The organism is Chitinivibrionales bacterium, assembly GCA_014728215.1.
In the GTDB taxonomy this organism is placed as follows: domain Bacteria; phylum Fibrobacterota; class Chitinivibrionia; order Chitinivibrionales; family WJKA01; genus WJKA01.
In genome coordinates, this window is record WJLZ01000227.1 from 1 (window position 1) to 23077 (window position 23077).

Here is a 23077-nt window from a genome sequence, read left to right on the forward strand (position 1 = left end):
ATATGGTTTATTATAATAATTTTGATGTCAGGAATTCAATTAAAAAACAAATATTTACTATTTCCATGAGGACACGAAAAGAGGGAACCAGCAAGGGAACGAGGGTCGGAACGAGGGTCGGACCACGCACAACCGTGTTTCCTCCCTCCAATCGCCGATTTCGGCATTTTTAAATCGCTTAAGCATTTCTTAGAGCGCTGTTTTGTCCTACATTTTGGGGGGTGTAAGAAAACAATCATACGAAAGACATGTTTTTTAAGCGCTTTAGTAATGGAATTATTCGCGTTGTGCCACCCCCTATACTCCGCACTGCAACCTGTTTAACAATTCTTCCTATGCGCTCCGGCGCATAGTTTAAAATCAAGCATTTTCCTCAGCAAGGATATAAAGGAACGGCAGTTCCTTTCCTCATAAAAACATAAGGGTTCAGCTCTAAGTACAGAGCGCCGCACATTGACATTAACCCGCAAAGGGCGTATATTATCCCCATATCATACAACCGGAAACAACCGGGAAGAGCGGTAAGTTCTACCACAGCACCACCTTATGCAAACTTTCGTTGCGCGTGCATAGGGGGAAGTATGGAAACGGCGGCAGTGATGACTGATGAAGTTGTGCATGTTCTTGAAGTAACGATCATGCTGTTGCTCGTGATTCTGGCGGGCCTGCTCTTGCGCAAGAAGAAGCTTCTCGACGATTGCTCCACCGAACGGCTCAGTGTGTTTGTTGTGGATATCACCTTTCCCGCCCTGGTGTTTACCTCCATGTTGCGGACCGTTGACCCTCAGGTCCTGTCCCGAAGCTGGTATCTTCCGTTGACCGGCATGGTTATTTTCATTCTGGGCATGGGTTTGGGATATCTGGCAGCGCCGTTATTCAAGGCAACCGGCGGTCCCGGCCGCGGCTCGCTCGCTTTTGCGGTCGGCACACCGAACTGGCTGTTTATCCCCTTGCCCATCGCAATCGCCCTGTATGGGAATCAGGGACAAAATATCGTATTGCTGGTCAATGTGGGGGCGCTTCTGATTTTCTGGAGCGTGGGCGTATGGATCGTACGGGGAGGCGACCCCGGGTCAATATCGCTGCGTCGTATTCTGCTCAACCCCGGCCTCCTCGCCACCATTCTGGGCATACTGATCGCCCTGGCCTTTCCAATGACCCGGACGCTCGAAGAGGCCGACGTCACCACAATCGGATTCGTACCTGCTGCACTGAGCGTTATTGTGCAGGCAATGGCCTTTATCGGTGACATAACCGTCCCCTTGTCGATGATCGTCACCGGATCGCTCCTTGCCGAATCCGGGACCAGGGGGGCATGGAATATTCGCATAATTCTTATCAGCGCAATCCGGCTTTTAGTCATTCCCGCAATTGTCCTGCTGCTCATCCGCCTGGCGGATTTGATCGGGATACACATACCAACAGCGGTGGGTATGACTATCATTATCATTTCGGCCATGCCGGTTGCGATTACCTGCTCGATTGTCGCCGACAAAAACGACGGTGATGTGGAACTGGTTTCTCACACCATTTTCATCAGTACCATTGCAAGCGTGGTAACGGTCCCGGTGATTGTATGGTTTTCCTTTTTTGCTGCCGGTCTTCCCTAGTGTACCGTCCGACAATTGATGAAGGTCTCTCGGTGGCCCTTTTGTCCACCAGCTTCGTTGCTCAATCGTTGAATACGCCCAGTATTCGCCTCTTTCGCGCCTCGCTGGTGAACAAAATCATTCACCGATAAATTCTCCTCAATTATCGGACGGTACACTAGTGTATCTCGAATACGAATATGGTCCATACAATTCTTTCCCTCTCACATCGCAGCCTCTCTCCCGACAGCGCCTCGGGACAGGTCGTTGTCTCATTTCTCTTTTTCTTCTTCCTTTCAGCCTCAACTTCTTACATCGTAATCATTCTCGTTATCGTCAACCTCATTTTCCTCCCCCCCTCACTGGTCCCGCTCCGGGAGAAAACGACGATTGACCCACTTGGCAATCTCGATTACGGGAATGACGCCGGCAGCGGTTACGAGGATATATGCCCATTCCTTGAGGGTGAATCCAAAGGCGCCGAAAACGTTCTGAAGAAAGGGTACGTAGAGCAAAAAACCAAGGAGAACTATTTCAATGAGGATCGAAAGGTTGAGCCACTTGTTTTTAAAAGGATTTTCGGCAAGAATGAATGTGTCTTTGGAACGAAAACTGTAGGCTTTGAAAAACTGGATCATGATCAGTGAAATGAACGTAACGGCCTGTGCACGTGCAAGCGGTGCGTCTGACGTCGCCGGGCACGATCTCTGCCGCGGGAATTTCTATTTCGGTGCCGTCACGCAAAACCCGTGCGACCGGGGCCGCCAGTTCGCCCAATGCCTCAAGCGCCTTTTCGGCCCTGAATTCCTGAAGAAACCCCAGGAGGACGGCAAACAGGACGATGACCGAAATCGCTACGGCTTCGATACCATGGCCGAGAACCCCCGACAGTACCGTTGCCGCAAGGAGGATAAGAATGAGAACATTCTGAAACTGGGACAGTAGAAGTCGCCAGGCGTTTGACTGGTCCCGGGAAACAAGCCTGTTGTGTCCGTGCTTTTCCAGACGTGACCGGGCAGCCTCGGCAGACAGACCATCAGGCCCCGAACCAAGATGGCCCAGTACTTTCTCAACCGAAATACTGTGCCAGTGTATCCGCGAATTTTCATCGCTTCCATGATTTTCTTTCGAGAGTGTCATAGTCTCATGCGCATTATTTCGTTGTACCCGTCAAGGACCTTGTTGCGAATCTCCATCAACATGTTAAACGCAACTTTGGCTTCACCCGACTTGCTCGTTACCTGATGAACATCGGTGATCTCCCCTGCCAGAAACTTTTCCTTAGCTTTCCCTGCAACCTTCTGAGATGTATTTACATCATTGAGAAAGGTCGCAAGAGTATCTTTAAATGAAGGTTTTGCGCTCTGGGGGGCAATTCTTTTTTGTATCCGGGATATTTCATGTAAATGTCCCGGTTCTATCCCATTGATTCTCATATATCTATACCCTGTTAAATACAAGAATACACGCTCTATGTTCTCTATTATAATTGTAACTGTATTTACGAGGGAAATCAACGGCTATTTATGTTGTTTGTTTCTCCCGCATTCGGCTATAGTAATCCTGAACCGGTTTTACCATGAAATGTGAATGCAATCCAGAACACATTGCTTTCACCGCGGCTGCGGCAGCTTCAAAGGTAGTGATATAGGGGATTCCCCGTTCCACGGCCGCCGCTCGCATCGACCTCGAATCCACAACCCCTTTTCCACTTTCAGGAAGGTTAATTACCAGTGAAACGGCTCCGCTCTTTATCAGATCAACCGTATCCGGTTTCCCCTCCCCAACCTTTGCAATCTGCTTGACCCGGATACCGGCTTCTCGCATTCGCTTACTCGTTCCCTCGGTTGCAAACAGGTCGAACCCGTTGTTTTCAAGATCGCCGCCCAGGGTAACGGCGCTTTCATGGTTGCGCATTCGTATACTCAAGAGCATAGCTCCTGTTCGGGGTAAGGAGTTCCCCGCTGCGATCTGCGATTTCAAAAAAGCTGCTTCAACGGTCGTGTCGATTCCCATCACCTCGCCGGTCGATTTCATCTCCGGCCCCAGAAGAACATCACTGCCCCGGAATTTATTGAAGGGAAGCACCGCCTCTTTCACTGCATAATAGCCCAGCCGGGGAGATGTTTCCATATTAAGATCTTGCAAGGTTATACCGGTCATCAACATCGAAGCGATTTTGACCCAGGGAACACCGGTCGATTTACACACAAAAGGAATAGTTCGTGAAGCCCGCGGGTTTACTTCAAGCACATACACATCCGTTCCCTGGACTGCAAACTGGATGTTAAGCAGGCCCACAACACCCAGTTCCCGGGCAATGGCAATGGTTTGTGTTTTGATATCGGAAACTACCGGTTCTTTGAGTGAATAAGGAGGCAAGACACAGGCACTGTCACCGGAATGCACCCCAGCTTCTTCGATATGCTCCATAACGCCGCAGATCACTACCCGATTGCCGTCACAGACAGCATCGACATCGACCTCGGTTGCGCCGACCACGAATTTATCGATCAGTATGTCTCGACGGTTATCGCCGGCAGTAAAGGCGTCTTCCAGCGCAGCGGCAAGCTCGCTTTCTTCCGCAACAATCCTCATCGCTCTGCCCCCCAGCACAAAGGAGGGTCTGACTACAATCGGATATCCTATTTCCGAAGCGATTTGACATGCTTCCTCTTTACTCGTTGCAATTCCATTGAGCGGTTGTCGCAATCTCAGTCTGGTAATAAGCCGGGCAAAGGTATCGCGGTCCTCCGCCCGGTTGATCGCGTCGACCCCGGTCCCGAGAATCGGCGCTCCGGCGTCGGCCAGTCGCTGAGCAAGATTCAGAGGCGTCTGCCCCCCCAGTTGTACAACAACGCCAACCGGATTTTCCTTGTCGATAATATTCATGACATCTTCAAAAGTCAACGGCTCGAAATAAAGGCGATCGGCCGTGTCGTAATCGGTACTCACCGTTTCGGGGTTTGAATTGACCATGATCGTCTGATACCCGAGTTCCTTGAGCCCGAACACGGCCTGACAGCAGCAGTAGTCGAATTCGATACCCTGGCCGATCCGGTTCGGTCCTCCACCGAGAATTATCACTTTTTTCGTAGTGTCGGTTTGTGCCTCATCCTCAGTTTCGTAGGTGGAGTAGAAATAAGGCGTATAGGCTTCAAACTCGGCGGCACAGGTATCAACCACCTTGTAGGTGGGCACAATGCCAAGCTGTTTACGCAAGGAGCGTACCTTCAGTTCATCGTCAAACCCGAGAAGGGCGGTAATCTGAGCATCGGAAAATCCATTTCGTTTTGCCTCAAATATCCATTCTTTTCGCTCTTCTCTGGTTTGGGCCGATCGAAAAGCGCTCTTGAGTTCATCCTCGAATTCGACAATCCGGTTGATCTCCTCGACAAACCAGGAATCGATCCATGTGGATTCGCAGATTTCCCGTACTGTTATCCCTTTTTTCAGTGCATGCAGAATTGCAAAGAGACGCCCTGATTGCGGTGTTGCAAGCCAGGAAAGAATGGTCTGCTTGTCTCCATCGAGTGGCAGTGTATACCGAAATCCCCGGCCGAGTTCGAGCCCCCGGACCGCTTTTTGCAGCGATTCGCGAAAAGTGCGGCCAATGGCCATGGTTTCCCCCACCGATTTCATCTGGGTCCCCAATGTCTGGTCGCTTTCGGGAAACTTTTCGAAAGCAAACCGGGGGATTTTGACAACGCAGTAATCAAGGGTCGGCTCGAAACAGACCGGCGTCTTTTTGGTAATATCGTTAGCGATCTCATCGAGCGTGTAGCCCACGGCAAGTTTGGCGGCAATTTTAGCGATGGGAAACCCGGTTGCCTTACTGGCAAGTGCGGAACTCCGGCTCACCCGGGGGTTCATCTCTATCACGGCCATACGTCCTGTTTCGGGATCGACCGCAAACTGGATATTCGAACCCCCGGTATCGACCCCGATCTCGCGGATAATGGCCAGCGCAGCGTTTCGCATCGTTTGGTACTGCCGGTCGGTGAGTGTCTGCGCGGGGGCGACGGTCACGCTGTCACCGGTGTGCACGCCCATGGGGTCGAGGTTCTCGATCGAACAGACAATCACCACATTATCGGCATGGTCGCGCATGATCTCCAGTTCATACTCTTTCCAGCCAAGAATCGATTCTTCAATAAGAATTTCACTTATGCGACTTGCCTGCAGTCCGGCCTTTGCTATTCGCGTAAAATCATGTTCATCCCATGCAATCCCGCCACCGGCGCCACCCAGAGTGTAGCTGGGTCGTACGACAAGAGGAAAACCGAGTTCCCGTGCAAACATAAGCGCTTCATCGAAATTATAGGCCAGTTGACTACGGGGAACATCCAGACCAATCGCTTCCATGGCCTTTTTGAAACCGCTGCGGTCTTCAGCCTTGCGAATCGCTTTTTCATTCGCACCGATAAGCTGCGCGCCGTAGTGTGCAAGAACACCGCTGTCGGAGAGTTCCATAGCCACATTGAGACCGGTCTGCCCGCCCAGGGTCGGAAGGATTGCATCGGGCCGTTCCTGCGCGATAATCCTTTCGACAAATTCGGGAGTGACCGGTTCTATGTAAGTGCGGTCCGCCATCTGAGGATCAGTCATGATCGTGGCCGGATTCGAATTGACAAGAACGACTTTGTAGCCGTCTTCTTTCAGCGCTTTGCAGGCCTGACTCCCTGAATAATCAAACTCACACGCCTGCCCGATAACGATCGGGCCGCTGCCGATGATAAGTATTGTGTTGATGTCGGTACGTTTTGGCATTGCCATTCTCCTACTGGTTGATCATTTCTCGAAACTGACGGAAAAGATAGCGAGAGTCGCAGGGACCTGGAGCCGATTCGGGGTGATACTGCACACTCATGATTCTGTCCCGCTCACCGACAATCCCCTCACAGGTACGATCGTTGAGATTGAGGTGAGTCATTTCGACGCCCTTGCCGCCAAGGCTGTCAATGTCGATACAGTAGCCGTGGTTCTGCGAGGTAATTTCGATTGTGCCCGACCGGAGATCTTTGACCGGATGATTGGCTCCCCGGTGCCCGAATTTCAGCTTGTAGCTGGTCCCTCCCAGAGCAAGGCACAGGAGTTGATGACCGAGGCAGATTCCGAAAACCGGAAGTTTTCCCAGCAATTCTTTTATCGTATCGACAGCGTATCCCACGGCTGTGGGATCACCGGGACCGTTCGAAAGAAATAAACCGTCAGGCTTGTACGCTACAATTTTTTCGGCGGGAGTATGTGCCGGGACAACCATGACGTCAAAATCCTCCGAATGCAGCAGGCGAAGAATATTGAATTTTATCCCGAAATCCATGGCAACGATACGAGGTTTTCCACTGCTTTTATCAAATTGCTCCGATCTGTCCCGACCGCCCCATCGATATGCCTTACCGCAGGTAACGCGACCGACTGCATCGTAACCGTCAAACCCCTGCCACTCCCGAGCCTTCCGGACCGGGTCGCCGTCAGAGGATTCTTCGGTGTAGATAATCCCTTTCATGGCCCCCTGAGCGCGAATACGTCTGGTAAGAGCCCTGGCGTCGATCCCCTCGACTGCCACAATGCCGTTTTCCCGAAGGTATTCTTCGATACTCATTCTCGACGTGTAATTCGATGGGTGACGGCAGGCTTCACGCACAACAAATCCTGCAACCTGAATCTTATCCGACTCCCTGTCGAAATCGTTGATTCCGTAATTACCCACCTGAGGATAGGTCATGGTAACAATCTGTTTGTGGTAGGATGGATCGGTAAGTACTTCCTGATACCCGCACATTGCCGTATTGAATACGACTTCACCGACAGTTTCACCGGAGGCCCCAAGTGATAAGCCTTTATAAACTGTACCATCCTCCAGAGCGATCCAGGCAGTGGGTTGTTTTTTCATTACAAATCCTTCTTGGCGCTGTTTGAGACACTCATTCTTTAATCTTTTCGATTAACATCAATTTACACAACAAGGCAACTTTCATAATCTTCAAGGGTCCCGTTATCGATACAGCACTCGATAATCCTTCGGCCACTTGGATCGATATCATCATTGAGATATTGAGTCAGTTCCTTTTTGAAAAAATCATGAAGCATTTTCGCTCCCTTTTCAAACCCGTCGGTCCCTACTTCCGGCTGTTCATTGACTCGGAGCAGTTCATGAGGAATTGTATATCCTTCAACCTGCATGGAGCGAAGTGTATAGCCAAGAAGGGGGCATTTGGATTTCACCAGTTGTTCGGCTCTGAACGGCGCGACGCCCCGTCGGCCAAGATATTCACGTGCGATCCACTGGGGCATAAAGCTTACTCGCCAGGCGCCAACGTTCTGATTGGGAGTGAGCGTATATTTTGTTTTTGGAGCGTTCTGCATCTGCTTAAGGAGCAGATTCGCATGCACCACCATTTTCCCTGAGGCAAAGGGCCAGAACGAACCAACCCCTTCACTTTGAAGCATCTCGGCTTCGGTTATGCTCGGGTTGTCATAGCCACGAGGAGCAACCAGGCGCCACAACCAGGCGAGCGCAGGAGGAAGAAGGTGGAGGAAACCGATAATGCCGTAGGAGGGGTTTTGTGATGTACAGGGAGGAGTCCGAATACCGAAATTACGGATGTGTACTTCGACATTACCCTCTATGACATCCGGTATCAATCGCCGGGGCATGATGACCCGGGGATTGGGGCATCGAACACCCGGCTTATCTTCCATATGTTCCCAGATCAAACACGTGGAGTCGGGCGCGCCTTTGAGATTAAGAAAAATCAACGATTCATCGGGATGGACGGTAAGTCGTTCCAAATGTGGATCGGTACCGTAATGCTTTATATGATTGAGCCGCAAAAACCAGGCTTGTTCAGCATCGCAAGCGATAATATATCCATCCTCGTTTTGCACCGTATCGCGACACATTGCCATATCATCGGTGACCGGTTTCAATACGCATCCCCGGGGCAGGGACAGATATTTTTTCTCACCGCTTTCGGCGTTTTCACCGAGGAAAAGACGGCCGTCTTCTTCGCGATGAGCATACTCCAGCATTTCACTTTTCCCCCCGCCACTGGCGCCTTCATGCATAATTGTTGTTATATTGTCATAGGGGGTCTGGACCTGCACTGTTGACGCATGCAATGTCGTCCAGTGTTCTTTTTCACCAATCGACAAAAGCGATCCGTAGATGCCTTTTTTGGCGCTTGGCCCGGGATAAAGATTGTATGAAAAAATTTCATAGACGTTTGAAAGGCGATTATGTACAACGGTTTGCTTTCCGCCAAAATGGGTATGTCGGAACGGCGGAGCGAGAAAAACGACCGTGTGGACCGTAAAGGGCTCCCGCAATTCCCCAATATCAACGATACCCTGAAGGTCGGCCAAGCCCGCTATAAAAAATCCGGCATTCGACGGCGCTATCAGGAGTCCGCCATACCCCTTGTCCGATTCAAGAGCCCCGAGGGTAAAGGCGGTTACCACCAGGTCTTGCTCTTTAAGCCATAAAAAGGTCTCCTCCCGCAGGGAATCAAACCGGCGGCCGACCCTGTCTTTGAACAATGCCTTGTCGGTTGGTTTGTCGTCACCGATCAACATGCATTCGGGATCGCGACGACGCATGTAGGGTTCCATATAATTGACGGCAAATCCATTGTTGCACGCAACAACGGTTGCTTCGCATATTTGCTTATCCCCAACGTTGTATGATACAGCATAGGATTTCTCCTGATCGCCGCCTGTTGCCATGCGCAATAATGCGGAACGTTTATCGATAACCCGGCACGACCCGGCATTGAATACTATATCCCGTACATGATCGGGCATGGTAATTTTTTCGAGTTTTTCATTATCGATATTTTTCAAATGTATTTCTCCTTCTCTTTTACATTATTTTTTCGGCCTCCAACAAAATAAGGCGCTCCCCGGGATTCGCTCGTCGGATTGTTCAATAGCCATTCACGACTATTTTTTAGTATGTAATTCCTTATCCCCTGCAATGACGGTTTCGGCCATATCCCGGCGATATTTTTCAATTTTTTCCGCCAGGGCTTCATCACCGAGCGCCAGCATTTGTACGGCCAGGAGAGCGGCATTTTTCGCGCCGCCGATCGATACGGTTGCAACAGGGACTCCCGGCGGCATTTGCACGATCGACAAAAGGGCGTCAAGCCCGCCGAGTTGGGCGCTTTGGATGGGAACACCGATAACCGGCACTGTTGTCAAACCAGCAATGACCCCGGGAAGATGCGCCGCCATTCCGGCTGCGGCAACAACAATCCCCATTCCCCGCTCTTTGAGACCGTCGGCGTACTCTTTGACCAACCCCGGAGTACGATGCGCCGATAAGGCACGCATTTCGTACGAGACCCCGAACTCCTTGAGTATGTTTTCCGCTTTTTCCATAACCGGCAGATCCGATTTGCTGCCCATGATAACTGATACGCCTTTTTTCATGATTTCCCCGCTTTCTATTGTTATTTTCTTGATTGTGAAGCTCTTCTGAGCCGGTCGTTTATTGCCAGACCCAGTCCCTCATCGGGAATGGGCGATGTTACGATGACATCCAGTTCCATACCGTCGAGTCTGCGTAGTGCGGCAAACAAGTTACACGCAGCTTCAGCCGGATCGCCCTTTGCGGACAAGACCTCGATTGCGGCATATTCCCCGGTATCGGACGATGATGGGGGTTTGAATGAAAGCAACCCTTTTCTTAACCCCGACGCTACGGGCGGTTCGTCCCCCATGACAAGCGGCGTTGCCGGTGCGTAATGACGAAGCTGCCTTCCGGGAGATACGCCGGTTAACGAATTATGGGGAGGCACGTTAACATCGCCGATAATGCCACGAATGTGTTCAAGGGGAACACCGCCGGGACGAAGCAATACCGGAGGAGTTTCGGTAAAGCCGATTATGGTAGACTCCACCCCCACCATGCATGGCCCCCCGTCAATGATCATGTCTATTTCCTTACCGAATTGGTCCCGAACATGGGCGGCGCACGTGGGACTGATATGACCGAATTTATTTGCGCTCGGAGCCGCCACGGGTGTTTGTGCGCTTTTTATCAGATCAAGAGCAATACGGTTATCGGGCATGCGGACCGCAACGTTTGGAAGCCCCGATGTGACTATATCGGGAATGTTTTCCCTTTTCGGTACAACAATCGTCAACGGCCCCGGCCAGAACGTTTCAATAAGCATACGAGCATTGGAGGGAATTGTTTCTGCAATCAAATCCAATTGTTTAAAATCATGAATATGGACAATAAGCGGATCGAATCGCGGGCGCTCTTTTGCGGCAAAAATCCCCGCTACCGCCTCAGGATTACAGGCGTCTGCACCAAGACCGTACACCGTCTCGGTAGGGAACGCCACAAGTCCCCCACGCCGAATAATATTCCCTGCAACGGCGACGGCATTCCCTTTGCTCATCGGCAACACCGAATCACCCATTACGCCCTTCCTTTTCCAGGTTCATCACTATTCGCTTTTCAATTGAATCAGTTTCTTCTATCGTGAATTTCTGTCCGGTAATCATCTCAAATAACTGGATATAGCGTCGTGACAACTCGATCACCAGTTCCTCGGGAGCGGGAGGTAATGTTTCATCCGTGTAAGGGTCACTGTTTTCCCTGAACCATAAGCGCAGGAACTCTTTATCGATGTTCTTCGGTTCTCTTCCCTGAGCGAATCGCTCCTCATAGGAATCGGCTATCCAATACCGTGAGGAATCGGGCGTATGAATTTCATCAATGAGAGTAACCGTGCCGTTGTCGTCAAGCCCGAATTCATACTTTGTGTCGACCAGAATCAGGCCGTTTTTCTTTGCAATCTCCTGACCGCGTTTGAAGAGATCCAACGCAATCCGACAAACCTCATCCAGCATCGGTTGCTTAATTATACCCCGGGCACTGATTTCATCAACGGAAATCGATTCATCATGGATATCCGATTTGGTAGTGGGCGTAAGTATGGGCTGTTCGAAACGCTGGTTTTTGACCATGCCGTCGGGAAGTGGATTGCCGCAAATGGAGCGCTCTCCACGCGAATAGAGTGTCCAGGCAGAAGTTTCGGTGGACCCGGTAAGATAACCGCGCACCACAAATTCAATCGGCAGGAGCCGGCATTTTTTTGCAAGCGTTATGTTTGGATCCGGTATGTTGATAACGTGATTGGGAACAATATCTTTTGTTTCATTGAACCAGAAAGCGCTTACCTGATTAAGGACCTGTCCTTTGTAGGGTATTGTAGCCAGAATCCGATCGAACGCACTGAGCCGGTCGGTAGTTATCAGGAGAAGCTTGTCGCCAAGATCGAAAATGTCACGTACTTTGCCTTTACGCCTGCCGGCAAATTTAAGAAAATCGGTGTTGCTCAGACAATTATCGATTGCCGATTGTATTTGTTCGTTTGACAGCATAAGCGATCCTCCTTTGGTTATCATTGTCCGGTTTCTACGTTTAGTCGTCGAACCGGGCCGATGTATGGTGAAAAAAAGGCCATTCGGACTACACATACCGTGGCGTCCCGAATGGCCTTTTGCCGGACCGACGGTTCTCCGTCACTCCCGCAAACTACCAGAACTCTTTTTTTTTAACTGCTCAGGTTCTTATGAACGATTTCAGTCTAAACACGGAATTCGGTAATTATTCAAGCATGAATACGTTTATCCGATTCCGGATCTTCCGGGAATGTTATCCGGAATGTTATAAAAAAAAGCCGTTCGAACTGTCTTTCGACCTTTTCGACCGGCTTTAGATTACTCATTCCGGATTCTGATATCACTTAACCTTGAATCCCGAATGCGCACTCCTTTAATAATTTTTTATAATATAATTTGTGCCTCGTAAGGTATCAACCGAGAAGAAAACAAAAATCGGTATGATCGACAGCCTGCGCACACAGCAAAAGAGACTTTAAAAAGAAATCGACCGGCTCCTCTCCTATTCGAACAGATTTTCCCGCCGGAGCTTCTTCACCCCCCATGTCGACCAGGTGTGAGAATTCAAATAATCGTCTCGTTTTATGTGATGCGCCGTTAAAAATGGAGATCGATATAGAGGTTCCATCGCCACCCCCATTCGAATTTGCCGGTAGCCGGATCTTCGACAAGGGGAACAATATCCCAGGCGATACTCCGAGCCAGGGTGGGCAACATGACACGAAAACCGAGTCCTATTGAATAACCGTCTTCGTGCCCCTTTCGGGGATGATAGGGCTCACTCCATTTATTCCAGACATAGGCGGCGTCAAAGAACAGGCAGCCGTCAAGACGGTAGTAGAAACCGCTCAGATCATAACCGAACTTACTGAAATCGATGATATCGCTGAACATATCAAAGGTGGGAGTGGTGAAAATCGGGAAACGGTATTCCATCGAGAAGGCGGCCAGGTTGTCGGCTTTACGGTTGTTGTCAATGGTTCCGTTTCCATAACCCCGGAGACTGCTTTCTCCACCGGCGCCGACCCTGTTGAGAATGCCGCCGTCACGGTCACGAAGCAACAGTTTTGTCCGGTAGGCAAATCGGTCCCGCTCGAAAAAACCTCGATGATAGAATTGAAACTGGGAATAGAGCTGAAAATACTGCTGAGAAAGCAGCTCGAGTTTATGCTCCCGGTCAAAGGTATACCCCAACGATTTGAGCACTTCGAGATGAGACTTGTTGTCAATTTTTGAACTGTCTTGATATCTATCGTAGTTCCGATAGACTTTTTCCGAAGGATGTAAGGGATTTGTCTGAAAGGAGACATTGCATTTCCATCCCTTGCGGCTGTCGAAGGCTCTGTCTCTTTTGTCGATATTCAGTCCGGAGAAAATGTGTGATTCGATAAACCATGTGTCTTTTGTAGGGATAACATATTCAACCGTATCCCAGACTTTGACGGGGTTGGATAAATCGCTCGAATCGATTTGTGCAATATATGGATGTTTCCGTATATCGTTTTCAATTACCATCGTATTGACAATACGAGGCTTGAATCCCGCGTATAAGACAATACCGTTACCAAAGCGTCGTCCTGCAGAACTCCGGAAATATGCTCGCTGTGTTCTCAGTGTATAGACCTGAGAGGGTTCATCGGAAATACCGGCGCTCAGATTGAGGTAATAGGGCGTTTTCAGGAATGGTTTGTGCCACGAAACTCCCAGCGACCGCCATTCAAGAAGGGTTATCGTGAGGGTCAGGGATTCCATCTTGCCCCGGAAATTCAATTTTGTTACCCCGAATTTCACTCGTCCTTTCTGCCACAACACCTTCGATTCTTTACCGTACCTTTCGAGCAAATCGCCACCGATTGTAGAAATGGTAAAAAAAGGCCGTTCGACAAGCAATACATAAAGAGTTACCGAACCGGCGGCGGACAGAGCAAATATGTCGACTTTAGCAAAAAGACCTGTTGATTCGAGCCTTTTTTTAGCGGACGGTATCATGGATGAATCAAAAACCTCACCGGTATCGATCTCCATGAAAAGAAGAATAAGTTCATGTTTTGTCGCCTTATTCCCCCTGACAACGATTTCTTTGACCAGCTTTTCGCCGGCAACCTTTTTCTTTACTTCGGCAGGCCGGGCATAAACGATACTGCAGAGGGAGTGAAGAATAAGTACCGCCGAAAAGATATACGTCAAAATACTGCTCATCTATCCCTGTCGGTAAAGGTGAGGAAGCACACGAAGTTTATTATAAAAAAAGGAAAGAAGTTCTGTAAGCCGGGTTTTGTCTTTCATGCACAGGGCATGAGAAGCAGCCATTTATCTACGCGACCTACCCGAGAGGATTGAGGACGAACAGCCCTCTCTGCCGTGCATTGCACGACAGACCCACTCTGCTTGGTCTTGCACCGGATAGGGTTTACCGGCTCCTCAGGTTACCCCTATGGACGGTGGGCTCTTACCCCACCTTTTCACATCTCACTCCATCCCGTCTGACCGGGACAGGGCGGTCTATTCTCTGTGGCACTTTCCGTTTCCGCAATGCGGAACCCCTGTTTAACACAGGGTATCCTGTTCTGTGGTGCCCGGACTTTCCTCCCCGGCCATGCTCGCACATAACCGGAGCGACTGCTCGAACTTCTTTCCCTTAAAACTACGAATATCAACAACTAATCATTATATCATTATAAAATAATGTATGCTTTAATAAAGAGAGTTGAAAGTTGAAGGTCGAGGTGGCATTTATGATTCCGGTAGGGCTTGGGGGCTATTCCCTCCCCCGGTCGGGACCATGCTAAAACCCAGCTTGGAAAATGCTTTTTCCGGTAGTCCAACCCCCCCGCGCTTCGCCCGCCCTCCCCACACTTGGGGGAACAGACCCAACAGAAACATACATTATAATCTCCTATGCTCGCTCTTTTTCTTTCTCCGATAGCGTACTATAGGAACACATCAATTATTTTGATAATAAGAAGTTGGAAATGCGCTTTTTATACCATTTTTCATGGTTAAATTTTATAATTATATCTTTCATTTATGGTTTACAGGTCTTCTTTATATAGCCGCCTTTCTGGGTTATATTTTCTACGGATTGTTATGGGCGCTTAGATTTATGCAGAAATATTTACGAGCAACAGTCATTATTATAGTAGCGGCGGTCCTGATTGGTGCAGGGGTATTCATGTATTATTTCTCCTCATTTGGAACGCAGGATCGTGAAATTGAGCTGGTTATCGAACCCGGAACTTCATTGAAATCGATAGCTGGCAGTCTTGAAAAAAAAGGGGTCGTTAAATCCGACGCCATGTTGCTTTTATGGTTGAAAATCAACGATCTGGATACAAAGGTAAAGGCGGGTAAATGCATATTCCTCGAAAATGAAGGGATTATTGCTGCATCCAGGAAGCTTCTTGATGCACAGCCGATTGAAATCAGCGCTACGGTCCGGGAGGGTTTGACGATCGAGCAGACAGCCCGGGTATTCGCAAAGACATTCCCCATCGACACCACCAAATTCCTTGCCCTGTGCCGCAGCGATTCGTTCACTTCCCGCTTTTCCATACCCTCCGGCAGCGTTGAGGGCTACCTTTTTCCCGATACTTATTTTTTTCCCGAAGAGGTTTCTGCGGGTGAGATTATCGATCGTATGCTCGATCGATTTGAACGGGCCTGGAGCAACCTGGATTTTTCCGAAGAAATAAAATCGAAATACTCGATGCATGAAATTGTCACCATGGCATCGATTGTTGAAAGGGAAGCGACACTACCCGAGGAGCGCCCACGGATCGCCGGCGTTTTTTACAATCGTTTGCGTCTCGGTTATCCCCTCGGAGCCGATCCTACCGTCAGATATCTGCTCCGCAAATTTTCAGGACCGCTTCGTGTATCCGAACTCAATACATCATCACCCTACAATACCCGAAAATACCCCGGCTTACCCCCCGGCCCTATCTGTTCACCCGGCGCAAGCTCGCTCCAGGCATCGGTTTCACCCATGGACACCAAGGAATTATATTTTGTGGCAAAATGGGATGGTTCCGGTGCTCACGATTTTTCGGTGACCGGAGCCGAACATGAACGAAAAAAACGAAAAATTCGTCGTATGAATGAAAAGAGAAAAAGGGCTCAAAAGTGATTGTATCGCCTATTCAAAAACTGTCTCAATGGATTGCCGCTCTGTGCTGTATCGGATTTCTTACCCTCCCCTCTTCGGCCCAGGAAATGCTTCAACCCCGGCGGTTGATCGATGCTCATACGGCAGGAGTTCTTCCCAAAGCATACTTCGACTTCGAAACCCGCATCTTTTCAAGCGGTGACAGCACTATCCATGGCGCCGGACTGTATGTGGGGATCTCAGTCGGCATCACCGACCGCCTCAATATCGGTCTCGGATATGGCGGTGACGGTCTCATTGGACGGGGAAAAGCACGGGCCAATCCCTATCCCGGCGCGCATATCAAATACCGTCTTATCGAAGAAAATTATGTATTCCCCGCCCTTGCTGTCGGCTATGATCACCAGGGATACGGTGGAATCGAATATGATGACAATTACAACGGCTATGTCTACAAATCCCAGGGTTTCTTTGCAGCACTGAGTAAAAACTATCTCCTCTTCTCCAAAGTACAGCTTGGATTCCATGGAGCGATAAACTATTCACTCGAAGAAATCCCCGTGGTGAAATGGCCCAACGGCTTTATCGGCATGGATATGGGTATCAACGAAGAACTCTATATTGCAGTCGAATATGATATGGCGCTCCATTATAAAGATCCGGGAAGCGATACGTATTATCACCCCTTAAAGGGGTATTTCAATGCGGGCCTTCGATGGGCATTTTCACCATCCTTTTATATCGAATTCGACGCCAAAGACATCTTTGAGCATAAAGTCAATAATACCACCGATGAAAAAATCGGCTGGAGCAGGGAACTGAAACTGGTGTATGTCACGCAGTTTTAATGGTTCTCCTCTATTTCATGTATTTTTTCCGAGAAACAATTACTGCACTAAAGGCAACACTATGCAAATCGATACAATAAATAAGCACTCCAAAGCACTTTCAGCAACGAACGCCGGTATCCTTGTTTTTCTTGTATGCGCGCTATGGGGAGCATCGCCGGTTTCGGCCCAGGTCCAAAAAGCCCCCACCGATTCATCACAGCAGATCGCCGACAGAATCGTTAATTCTAAAGTGCCGGTGCTGATCGATTTCTGGGCGCCCTGGTGCATGCCCTGCAAAATGCTTAATCCGATCATAAAAAAACTCGAGAAAAAATACACCGGCAAAATCGAGGTGATCAAAGTAAATACCGATATTCATCGTGGCCTCGCCGCCTATTTTGGTATCTCGGGTATTCCGGCAGTGTTTCTGGTAAAGGATAAAGCAGTCGTCAAAGCCCTTCCCGGCCTCCAGCCCGAGGAAAAATACGACCAGGCCATCCAGGAGCTCCTTCAGAAAACCGCGGCAAATAAGGGGCAAGATAATTCGAAATCTCAACCCGATTCGAGCAAAAAACAATAGCCCCCGGAGTGGTAATGTACGCCGATTATTCGATACCTGAAAAACACTTGCGCATCAGGGCCTGAAAACCATTTTTCCTTTGCCTGATTTTTTCTCATATTCTGTTTCCTTCCGGATGGGCCGGGGAAAACAACAGCCCTCAACAAGTCATGACAAATCGTAAAAAACCCGAACTTCTCGCCCCTGCGGGCAGTTATCAGATCGCCGAAGCCGCCTTTTCCCACGGCGCCGACGCCGTCTATATCGGACTGGGAAAACATAACCTTCGTGCCCACTCCCCCAATTGTTCACCCGAAGAACTCGGCGAGGTTATCCGCCTTGCCCGGGAAAATCACAAAAAAGTCTTTACGGCATTGAATGTTATGCCCGATGATAAAAAAATCGAGGAAATTGATGCGGAACTTGTGGACCTGAAAAGCCGGGGAATATTCCCTCACGCGTTTATCGTGAGTGATCCCGGAGTGATGCTGCTTTGTAAAAAGCATTGTCCCGAAATACCGCTCCACCTGAGTACTCAGACCGGTATGTTTAATTCCAGGGCCATGCAATTCTGGGCAAGCCAGGGGATCGAGCGGGTAATTCTCCCCCGTGAATTATCGATCGGTCAGATAGCGGATATTTCGTCCCATGCTCTTACTGAAACCGAAGTATTTATTCATGGCGCCATGTGCATGTCGATCTCCGGACGGTGCCTTCTGGGAGCCTATATGGCCAATCGTCACCCGAATTTCGGCGATTGCCCTCAACCCTGCAGGCTCAAATACCGGATCGCCCCTCTCTACGACAATAAAGAAGCTTCCGAAGAATGGATCACGATCGAGCAGGAGCCCGATGAAGCCTATATTCTCAATTCGAAGGATCTCAATACCCTTTCGATACTCGATGAAATCATTGCAACCGGGGTCTCCTCCCTTAAAATTGAAGGGAGAAATAAGAGTATTCATTATGTATCGGCTGTTGTAAAGGCCTACCGTGAAGCAATCGATTTGTGCCTGAAAAATCCATCGTTATACGAACCACAGCCTCATTGGATCGAGGAACTCGACAATCTCGATCATCGCCCATACACCACCGGTTTTTACAACGGTGAAATCGCACTCCAGGAAATATTTTCATCCAAGGCTGCCCAATCGATCCGCGTGGTGGGAATAGTCCGCGAACTGTTTCAGGACAACCGGGCGGTTATCGAGGTGAAAAACCCGTTCACCATGGGAGAACAGCTCAGTATTCTCCCCTCAAAACCAGGGAAAATTCCCTTTGAAACAGAAATCCGGACAATCTCCGACCTTCACAAAAGGGATCTTGAACGGGCGGTCACCAATAAACTTGCCGTCATAACAACCGACAGGAAATTGCATGTGGGTGACATGATGAGGAGGAGAAAGAAAAAGATTAAGGATAACCGGATCGGTTCCGACAAATGAAGAAAAGAAATATATCGAACACCAGGAGGAGAGTCATCTCCGCCTTCTTTCCCCCAAGTGTGGGGGGCGGGCGAAGCCGGGGGGTTGGGCTATCGGGAAAAGCATTTTCCAGGCCGGGTATAAGGGCCGCCCAGGCCCTTCCGGAATCATATTTTTACCCGGTAACCTGCCCATGCCCCACGCACTCATAATCAATCCCTGGGCCACCGATTTCAAGCTCTATGATGAATGGATGCATCCGTTGGGGCTCTATTTTCTCCTTTCACTTTTGCAGCACAACAACTGGGAAATAGACTTTGTCAACTGTCTCGACAGGGGCCCTTCAACCAAGACGAAACGATATGACACCGGCGATTTTGACAGCAGAGGATATCCACGTCCGGCGGTTTACCGCTCAATTCCGAGAAGATATAAAATGTATGGTATCTCTTGTGAAGAATTTAATTTATCGCTCGATTCTCTCACCACTCCCGACATCATCTTTGTCGGCTCGGGCATGACCTACTGGTATCCCGGCCTCGCGGCGACCCTGGACCATCTCCGAACACGGTACCCCCGGATTCCAATACTGGTCGGCGGAACGACCGCCACGCTCATGCCTCATTTGCTTACAAACCGGGATGAGTATACCTTTGTTTTTACCGGACCCCTGACCGCCCGCGCCGGCGGTCCTCCCTTAGAATTACCGGGCGGACACGCACTTGGATGTGCCGATTGGTCTCCGGGGCTTATCGATGCTTTCAAACATTTCGACACCCTCCGTCACGGGCCGATACTCGCCACCACCGGCTGTCCCTATTCCTGCACCTACTGTGCATCAAAACAACTTCAGGGACCATTTAACCCCCGGCCGATCGAGCGCGTTGTAAAGGAAACCGGCTTTCTGATCGATACACTCGGTGTGAGTAATTGCTCCTTTTTCGACGATGCCCTGCTTTACGATTCCAACAACCATTTCTTTCCTCTCATGAATGAAATTCCCCAAGCCGATATCTGCTTTCATGCCCCCAACGGCCTTCACCTCCGGTGGATCACCACAAAAACAGCCGCTCTCATGAAAAAACGGAATTTCAAAACCCTCCGGTTCGGCTATGAAAGCGGCATGGGTAAATACAGCAAAGACACCAACCAAAAAGCATCACTCCGTCTGGTCGAAGAAAAGACCTCATTGCTCTATGACGCCGGTTTTGAAGGCAGAGATATCGGGATCTATGTCATGGCCGGACTCCCCGGACAAAGACCGGATGATGTTATAGGGGAGATAAAAGCGGTGGCACAATTCGGCACAAAAGTAAAACCGGTATTCCTCTCCCCTGTTCCCCATACGCCCCTGTTCGGTTATTACGCAGAACTCTTCCCCCAAATCCGTACCGACCCGCTGTGGCAGAACGATGTCTTCTTTATCACCCAACTCAGCGGGTGGGATGAAAAGAGCATTGAGGAAATAAAACACCGAGGAAAAGCTGGAACACAATGATTACAGTAGGAAAGACGATAAAAATAACACCCGAAAAGGTTTTATCGTTCAGAAAGAATTGATCTGGCTGCTTCGCACAGATAAGAGGGTTAGTCTATTTCTGATAAAACCTTATACGTTGATGAAAATAAACCGGAACGAATTAATTGACAGAAGGAATAGCGACAATCATCTTGAAGATGTCAGAGAGCAGATTCCGATTTTCTTCAATATCAAAGCCGGCATTCCGGACGTTGTCCACGGTGTTTCTGTTGATATGAACGCCGGTTCGTGCTACAACAGCCGGGGCGAGACGGTCGAAAAACGCACCAAGCAACTTACCCTTTGGGCGAACATGCTCAAGGGCATAGAATTTACCCTATGGCTTCAGTACCCTTCTGATTTCGGATAATCCCTTCATCGTGTCTGGCGCCGAACAAAATACAAAAGTAGCCACAACTGTATCGAAGGTGTTTGATTCGAATTGCAGTGCTTCGATGTCCATTTCCCGTAAATCAACATTTGACTGGAGCTTTTCGGCTCGTTTGCGCGCTCGCTTGAGCATTTCGGGGCTGAAATCGATGGCGCTAATGTGCATGTCCGGAGGATAGTACGGGATGTTTTTGCCCTATACCGACGCCGGCCTCCAGAAGTGTTTTGCCCTCGATTCTACGAAAGAGCTTCTTCCGGAACCGTCCGAAAAGCATGGATTCAGGAAACAGCTCCATCAGATCGTAATGTCGGGCATTGCGATTGTACTTTTCCCGCGTGTCGTTATAGTTTTGGCTCATAGCTTAACCGCGTTAAAGGGATTCGACCACCGTACGCAGCTTGTTTCTGATCTGCGTGGCCACATCCTTCAGACTCTCGTTTTCGACCGCTGCCATGCTTGCCACCGGATCGACTGCCGCTACTTCGGTTTTGCCCTCGTCCGTTTCCTGCACAACTACATTGCAGGGCAGCATCAGACCGATTTTATCCTCCGCGAGTAGTGCCTTATGCGCATACGGCGGATTGCATGCCCCAAGGATCTTGTACCTTCGGAAATCGACATCGAGCTTTTTCTTGAGAGTCGTCTGCACGTCGATTTCGGTGAGAACCCCAAAGCCTTGTTCTTTGAGCAGGTCCCGTACCTTTTCTTCGGTTTGCTCAAAGCTCGTATCAACTGTTTTTGAGAAGAAGTAGTTCATAACAGTTCCTTTCCTTGCATATGCGTTTTACATCAGATCCTTTTTACGCTCTTCAAATTCTTCATGGTTGTCTTCCTGCGGAATCACCATCGAATACGGCATATGCTGCCGGTATTTCTCCACATCTTTACGGTATTGGGCTGCCGAAAGGCGCTCCTTTGCCAAGACGCCATCAAGGCGCTGAAGCCATTTCTTATTGCCGGGGACAGGTAAGCTGTCGGGAATGTCCGGTGCGTAATAATTGTTGCCATCCCACTTGCGACCGCACATAGGGCAATGTCCTCCCATGCCGCCCCCCATTCCTCCTCGGCCGCGCATCTGTGCATAGGGGTTACCCGCAATAGCCATGGTGGCTATGATCCCCACCATTACTATTCGTGCCTTCATGTCTGCCTCCTTCTGTTCAGTTCGCGAAAATAGTTTTATCGAAATCTCAGCAGTCGCGCGGAGAGAGGAAGTGTATCGGATGGTAGCGACCAGAGAAACCCAAAAGCGGCGCTTGAAATCAGCTATGGTATGTCCATGGTGCCGTCCATGATTCTCCCGCCCGGTTTCATGCTCTTCGTGTCCGGTGGTATGTATCGCCTGTTGTGGGGAAGGATTCTGGTGTGGGTCCTGTTGCATATGGGCATCTTTGTCCATTCGAATCACTTGGTTTTTGCGTTTCTGCAAATTCCTTTTGCACAATTGATAATACATCCCTCAAACTCAAAGGTGTTTACGGCCCATTTAAGCTTAATAGCATCAAGCGTATTATGTTCTTGCAAAACAACTATGTTGATGCAAAAGTCATGCCACCAGAAATACTTTTTTGCTGACTATCATCTCAGATGAACATAATCGCGGTTCCTCGCGCAAGGCTTTTTGCACACACGTATGCCGACGTGAAAATGATGGAGTAATGGCGTTGATATTCGTGATATTCGGGTCGGACCACGCGAAACCCCCATTCCGCTCCACAATCGCCAATTCCGGCATTTTCTAAACGATTAACCCCTCCTTAGAGCTCGATATTACCCCCTAAAATCCGTGTTTAAGCGAGCAATATGCCTGAAAAATGAGATTTTAAGCACTTAAATAATTTCGTATGTCTTCCCTATCGTCTTAAAATGACCGGTAAATCCGGAACGATTAAAGTGATTGGAAAGTTGGCGAAAAAGCTTGTTAAAGAGAAAGATAGGGAGATTGAGATGGTTTGCGGGATGCTGTGAAGAATTTGGGGTTTTATTAGGTTTTCGGCTGACAAGAGTTTTTTTAAGATTTTCTTTGATTTTACGGGTGCGATTTTTATATTATTGATTTAATGTAACGGCATATTGCATACGAATTTGCACGGAGGATGAAATAATTGATAGCTGGCAGCAATTGCGACAGCTTCTGAATAAAGTCCGGGGAAAGTGGATACTCGAGGTTCAGACAGGACATCCGGCAATAAGGATGCAATGGAAAATGGCGTGAACTCAAACAAAGGAGCCAAATAC

18 protein-coding genes, 1 other RNA gene and 1 pseudogene are annotated in these 23077 nt (G+C 49.2%); 6 read left to right on the forward strand and 14 right to left on the reverse strand.

The annotated features are described in order from the left end of the window. Window positions 1–581 precede the first annotated feature (581 nt). Window positions 582–1610 carry a hypothetical protein gene (locus tag GF401_20970; protein MBD3347537.1) on the forward strand — a complete coding sequence of 343 codons (1029 nt, stop codon included), beginning with the start codon at window positions 582–584 and terminating at the stop codon, window positions 1608–1610. Window positions 1611–1948: 338 nt separating this feature from the next. On the opposite strand, the gene GF401_20975 is transcribed toward GF401_20970, so the two are convergent. The 11 genes from GF401_20975 to rnpB all read right to left on the reverse strand — a co-directional run bounded on the left by GF401_20975 (window position 1949) and on the right by rnpB (window position 14646). Continuing rightward, on the reverse strand, window positions 1949–2227 hold the full coding sequence (locus GF401_20975) for a hypothetical protein (GenBank protein MBD3347538.1): 279 nt from the start codon (window positions 2225–2227) through the stop codon (window positions 1949–1951). Then, window positions 2157–2729: a hypothetical protein gene (locus GF401_20980; GenBank protein ID MBD3347539.1), complete on the reverse strand. Its 573-nt coding sequence runs from the start codon at window positions 2727–2729 to the stop codon at window positions 2157–2159. The genes GF401_20975 and GF401_20980 overlap by 71 nt, the downstream gene beginning before the upstream one ends. Continuing rightward, entirely contained in the window at window positions 2726–3025 is a 300-nt protein-coding gene (gene fliE / locus GF401_20985; protein ID MBD3347540.1) for a flagellar hook-basal body complex protein FliE, read from the reverse strand. Before fliE ends, GF401_20980 begins: the two co-directional genes overlap by 4 nt. 88 nt (window positions 3026–3113) lie before the next feature. Next, entirely contained in the window at window positions 3114–6359 is a 3246-nt protein-coding gene (carB, locus tag GF401_20990) for a carbamoyl-phosphate synthase large subunit (protein ID MBD3347541.1), read from the reverse strand. A gap of 10 nt (window positions 6360–6369) precedes the next feature. Next, window positions 6370–7485 (reverse strand): glutamine-hydrolyzing carbamoyl-phosphate synthase small subunit, encoded by a 1116-nt coding sequence (gene carA / locus GF401_20995; protein ID MBD3347542.1) that lies wholly within the window; start codon window positions 7483–7485, stop codon window positions 6370–6372. Between the two features lie 62 nt (window positions 7486–7547). Further along, window positions 7548–9425 (reverse strand): DUF4914 family protein, encoded by a 1878-nt coding sequence (locus GF401_21000; GenBank protein ID MBD3347543.1) that lies wholly within the window; start codon window positions 9423–9425, stop codon window positions 7548–7550. Window positions 9426–9533: 108 nt separating this feature from the next. After that, a complete protein-coding gene (purE, locus tag GF401_21005) occupies window positions 9534–10025 on the reverse strand; it encodes a 5-(carboxyamino)imidazole ribonucleotide mutase (GenBank protein MBD3347544.1) in 492 nt (163 codons plus the stop codon). A 20-nt stretch (window positions 10026–10045) separates the two neighbouring features. Beyond that, window positions 10046–11002 carry a threonylcarbamoyl-AMP synthase gene (locus GF401_21010; protein ID MBD3347545.1) on the reverse strand — a complete coding sequence of 319 codons (957 nt, stop codon included), beginning with the start codon at window positions 11000–11002 and terminating at the stop codon, window positions 10046–10048. A gap of 13 nt (window positions 11003–11015) precedes the next feature. Further along, window positions 11016–11990, reverse strand: coding sequence for a phosphoribosylaminoimidazolesuccinocarboxamide synthase (locus tag GF401_21015; protein MBD3347546.1), 975 nt, complete (start codon window positions 11988–11990; stop codon window positions 11016–11018). A gap of 618 nt (window positions 11991–12608) precedes the next feature. Further along, window positions 12609–14210 carry a BamA/TamA family outer membrane protein gene (locus GF401_21020; protein ID MBD3347547.1) on the reverse strand — a complete coding sequence of 534 codons (1602 nt, stop codon included), beginning with the start codon at window positions 14208–14210 and terminating at the stop codon, window positions 12609–12611. A 49-nt stretch (window positions 14211–14259) separates the two neighbouring features. Beyond that, window positions 14260–14646: RNase P RNA component class A (gene rnpB / locus GF401_21025), an RNA gene on the reverse strand. 360 nt (window positions 14647–15006) lie between these two features. Here rnpB and mltG point away from each other — a divergent pair. The 5 genes from mltG (at window position 15007) to GF401_21050 (ending at window position 20427) form a co-directional block, all read left to right on the forward strand. Beyond that, window positions 15007–16137, forward strand: coding sequence for an endolytic transglycosylase MltG (gene mltG, locus GF401_21030; protein ID MBD3347548.1), 1131 nt, complete (start codon window positions 15007–15009; stop codon window positions 16135–16137). Beyond that, window positions 16134–16964, forward strand: a complete 831-nt coding sequence (locus GF401_21035; protein MBD3347549.1) for a hypothetical protein — start codon at window positions 16134–16136, stop codon at window positions 16962–16964. Before mltG ends, GF401_21035 begins: the two co-directional genes overlap by 4 nt. Then, on the forward strand, window positions 16948–17526 hold the full coding sequence (gene trxA / locus GF401_21040) for a thioredoxin (protein ID MBD3347550.1): 579 nt from the start codon (window positions 16948–16950) through the stop codon (window positions 17524–17526). The genes GF401_21035 and trxA overlap by 17 nt, the downstream gene beginning before the upstream one ends. A gap of 149 nt (window positions 17527–17675) precedes the next feature. Continuing rightward, window positions 17676–18950 carry a U32 family peptidase gene (locus GF401_21045; GenBank protein ID MBD3347551.1) on the forward strand — a complete coding sequence of 425 codons (1275 nt, stop codon included), beginning with the start codon at window positions 17676–17678 and terminating at the stop codon, window positions 18948–18950. A 172-nt stretch (window positions 18951–19122) separates the two neighbouring features. Then, complete coding sequence (locus tag GF401_21050; GenBank protein ID MBD3347552.1) at window positions 19123–20427, forward strand: radical SAM protein; 1305 nt, start codon at window positions 19123–19125, stop codon at window positions 20425–20427. Window positions 20428–20569: 142 nt separating this feature from the next. Here GF401_21050 and GF401_21055 read toward each other — a convergent pair. The 3 genes and pseudogenes from GF401_21055 to GF401_21065 all read right to left on the reverse strand — a co-directional run bounded on the left by GF401_21055 (window position 20570) and on the right by GF401_21065 (window position 22238). Beyond that, window positions 20570–21197, reverse strand: a pseudogene (locus tag GF401_21055) (methyltransferase domain-containing protein). Window positions 21198–21209: 12 nt separating this feature from the next. Beyond that, entirely contained in the window at window positions 21210–21596 is a 387-nt protein-coding gene (locus GF401_21060; protein MBD3347553.1) for a DUF302 domain-containing protein, read from the reverse strand. Window positions 21597–21623: 27 nt separating this feature from the next. Further along, window positions 21624–22238 (reverse strand): hypothetical protein, encoded by a 615-nt coding sequence (locus tag GF401_21065; GenBank protein MBD3347554.1) that lies wholly within the window; start codon window positions 22236–22238, stop codon window positions 21624–21626. Window positions 22239–23077 lie beyond the last annotated feature (839 nt).